Raw genomic sequence first — 3,515 nt, 5'->3', positions numbered from 1 at the left:
CCGAATCGATGATCTGCCGCCATCTTACCGGGACCGGGAGACCTATTTCGTGGGAAACACCATCGGCGGCATGCTCGATTATCTCCAAGGGGCCTGACGGCGCAGGTGCGCACAACCTGCTTGCTTCTGGTGACTATTTATAATAGTTAGAATCTATGTTGAAAAAGAAAGATGTGCTCACAACCATGACCCCGATTCTGGTCTATGGCCGGCCCCTTTTGGTGTTTTCCGGGATGATGTGCGCGGTGGCGGTGATGCTAAACCGCAGCCCAAACGTGTTTCTGGCCGGAACCCTGCTTTTTTTCGCCGCCATGGTCTTTGACCTGATGGACGGGTGGTTTTCGGCCCGGTTCGGCCCGGAGATCTCCTTTGCCGAACTGGCCGACAAGATCATGGACCGGGTGGTGTATTCCATTATATTTCCCCTGGTGGCAGTGGGCAGCATGTGGCGCCTGCATTACCTGATCCCCGACCACAGCCGCCTGGAGCTGGTGCATGCGGTGTTTGTGCTCATGCTGTGCGTCACCGTGCTCATCCGGGACAATTTTGCCCATTTCATGCGCGGTTTTGCCATCCGCCAGGCCCGGGAGGCCGAACTGCGGGAACTGACCCGGCTTCGAACCGCCGTGGCAGCGCCTTTGGGATTTTTGCTATATGTTCATGCATTTCATATCCCGGTGGAGGCTGATGTCGGGTTTTTGTATGCCGGCCTGACCCGGCTGGGCGGGCTTTCCGTGCGCAATCTCTTTGTCATTGAAATCGTGTTTCTGGTGATCAATTTCGGCTCCATTGCATTTTATTGCCGGAAATACGGGACTTACTGCCTGGATGCGCTTTGCGTGGAGGACATGGCCCTTCGCCGCCGGATTCTGGCGGCCTTTCCCAACGCCCTGACTGTGATGAACGCCATGATGGGGCTTCTGGCGGTTTTTTTTGCCTACCAAAGCAAGATGACCGAAGCCTACCTGCTGTTGATCGGGGCGGCGGTATTTGACAAACTTGACGGGGCCATGGCCAGAAGGCTGGGGCTGACCGAGCCCCTTCCGGGCGCAGCGGCAAAGCATATTACCTTTGGCGGAATCATGGATGACGTGGCCGACGCGGTGAGCTTCTGCATTGCCCCGGCCTGGATTTTTTATGTGTGTCTTTCAAATCATCCGGCCCCGGAAATCCGGGATCTGCCCGTATATATTCCCGCCCTGATTTATGCATTTTGCGGTTTTGTGCGGCTGGCGTATTTTACGCTGGACCGGGCGCCGGTGCCCGGCTTTTTCAAGGGGCTGCCCACCCCGGCGGCCGCCCTTTTTGTGACCGCGCCGCTGATTGTGCTGGCGCAGACAAATTCGCCCGCTTCCCAGTGGACAGTGTTTTTGGGCTATTTCTGCATGGGGCTGATGGTATTTACGGCCTTTCTCATGAACCTGTATCCGGTGCGCTATATCCACATTGGCCGGTTCATGGACCGCAACCCCTGGTTTACCTGGACCAATCTGGTGCTGATGGTGGTTTTTGTTTTCACGCCGTATTTCGGTTACCTGGTTTTTTGCCAGATGATTTTATACCTGCTCTCCCCCCTGATCACTTGGCGGGTGGATCCGGAGACCGCTTCCAAGGAGGCGGGGAAAAACAGTTGAAAAAATGTACCGGCCGGCAGAATACCGCCGGCCGGCAGGGTCATTATTCATACGGCGTATAGATCCGTGATCCGCCCTGCTGAGGCTGTTGCTGCTGTTGTTCTTGTTGCTGCATCTGCTTTAGGCGGTCAATGGTTTGATCCAAGGCTTTTTTCATGGCGCCGGGAAATTCATCCATGGCCTCCTGCAGGCTGGTGGCAGACAGCTGGGACTGGATGGGCAAAGGGCCCTCGGGTGTCATGAGCTGGGTGGAGCCGTAATAAATCCTGGAGCGGGAAAGGTCTTCAGAGCCGTCGGCTTTCACCGGGGTCATGCACCGGATCGAGGCTACTTTCAGGTCGGTGACCGATTCTTCCCGGTATAAGTTGTCCTTGTTGACAGTAAAATCAATCTGTTGAGATTCTGCAGAATCCGGCATAAGGTACCTCCGTTATGTTTAAGATGTTTAAGCCTGAATTTACCTGGTTAAAATATGCATCTGCGGGCCGATGTCAACCTTCGAGAACCGGACGGAGGCCGTCCGGATCCGCCCTGGCTGCAGCCGTGCTGGTGCTGATCGTGATTTATCTGACCGCTTGGTACAGCTATCTGTTGTTTCACAGTGTGGTGGAAACTTTTGCCATCCTGGTTTCTTTTTCCATTTTCCTGTTTTCCTGGAATACCCTTCCGTTTTCCCGTCAGCGCTACCTGGCGGTACTGGGCATTGCCTATTTGTTTGTGGGCGCCCTGGACATGGCCCACATGCTGTCTTACAAGGGCATGGGCGTGATTGTCCTTGAAGGGGCCGATTATGCCACCCAGACATGGATTGCAGCCCGGTACATGGAAAGCATATCTCTTCTGGTGCTCCCGTTTCTGTTTCATCGCAAGGCAGATTACCGGGTGGCGTTTGCCGCCTATGGCGGGATTTCCCTGGTCCTGTTTTTATCTATTTTTGTCTTTCCTGTTTTTCCAAAATGTTATGTTCAAGGCGCCGGGCTGACCCCTTTTAAGGTCATCAGCGAATACATCATATGCGGGATTCTGATTGCAGCCGGTGCGGCGCTTTATCGCCAACGCAAGGATGTGGATCCGGTGATGTTTAAATTTCTGATGGCCGCCCTGGCCGTGACCGCGGCCTCTGAGATGGCCTTTACCCAATATGTCAGCGTCTACGGGCCGGCCAATCAGATCGGGCATATGTTAAAGCTCATATCCTCTTATCTGATTTATCGCGCGATCGTGGCCAGGGGGCTGCTGTCGCCCTATCAAAGCATGTTCCGGGAACTGGAGCGGAGCCGGAAGGCGCTTGAGCGTTATTCCCGCTCCCTGGAAAATCGCGTGGCAGAGCGCACCCGGGAACTTGAGGAAAGCAACCGGGAGCTGCGCTATCTGTCCGGGCGGCTGGTCCATGCAGAGGAAAAAGAGCGCAGGCGTATTGCCCGGGATCTGCACGACAGCATCGGCCAGACCCTGAGCGCCATTAAGCTGACCGTGGAAAATGCCGCAGAAAAGTTAGGTCAGCGAGTGGATCAGCGGCATCTCAAGGAATTGGAGACACTGGTGCCCATGGCCAGAACCGCCATAGACGAAGTGCGCCGGATTATCATGGATCTGCGGCCGCCGGTGCTGGAAAAAGGCGTTTTGCACACCATTGGCGCCGTGTGCCGGGATTTTGACCGCCTTCATCCGGACATCCGGGTTGAAACCCGTTTGTCTGTAACCGAAGACCAGGTGCCCGAGGATGTCAAGGTGCCCGTGTTTCGCCTGCTCCAGGAGGCCTTGCACAATATTGACAAACACAGCAATGCCAGCAGGGTGCAGGTCATTTTTTCCCTGGAAGCCGATGGTCTTTGTTTTGAAGTGGCAGACGACGGCAAGGGGTTTGATCTGCAGGCAGCC

At 55.2% G+C, this 3,515-nt stretch carries 3 protein-coding genes; 2 read left to right on the top strand and 1 reads right to left on the bottom strand.

Annotation, left to right across the window (positions count from 1 at the left end; genetic code table 11):
* Window positions 1-155 precede the first annotated feature (155 nt).
* On the top strand, window positions 156-1,634 hold the full coding sequence (locus tag R6U41_RS08595; protein WP_410269424.1) for a CDP-alcohol phosphatidyltransferase family protein: 1,479 nt from the start codon (window positions 156-158) through the stop codon (window positions 1,632-1,634).
* A 43-nt stretch (window positions 1,635-1,677) separates the two neighbouring features.
* Here the strand turns inward: R6U41_RS08595 and R6U41_RS08590 are convergent, their stop codons facing one another.
* A complete protein-coding gene (locus R6U41_RS08590; RefSeq protein WP_410269423.1) occupies window positions 1,678-2,052 on the bottom strand; it encodes a cytoplasmic protein in 375 nt (124 codons plus the stop codon).
* Window positions 2,053-2,066: 14 nt separating this feature from the next.
* On the opposite strand from R6U41_RS08590, the gene R6U41_RS08585 reads away from it, so the two are divergent.
* The coding region (locus tag R6U41_RS08585; RefSeq protein ID WP_410269422.1) for an MASE3 domain-containing protein at window positions 2,067-3,515 on the top strand (1,449 nt) is incomplete at its 3' end.

This window comes from Desulfosalsimonas sp. (assembly GCF_046483245.1).
Lineage (GTDB): Bacteria > Desulfobacterota > Desulfobacteria > Desulfobacterales > Desulfosalsimonadaceae > Desulfosalsimonas.
This window is presented reverse-complemented; position numbering and strand designations above follow the sequence as displayed.

Excerpts from the sequence above, each read along its gene's own strand:
- R6U41_RS08595 (WP_410269424.1), top strand. The coding sequence starts at position 156 with ATGTTGAAAAAGAAAGATGTGCTCACAACCATGACCCCGATTCTGGTC.
- R6U41_RS08590 (WP_410269423.1), bottom strand. The coding sequence starts at position 2,052 with ATGCCGGATTCTGCAGAATCTCAACAGATTGATTTTACTGTCAACAAG.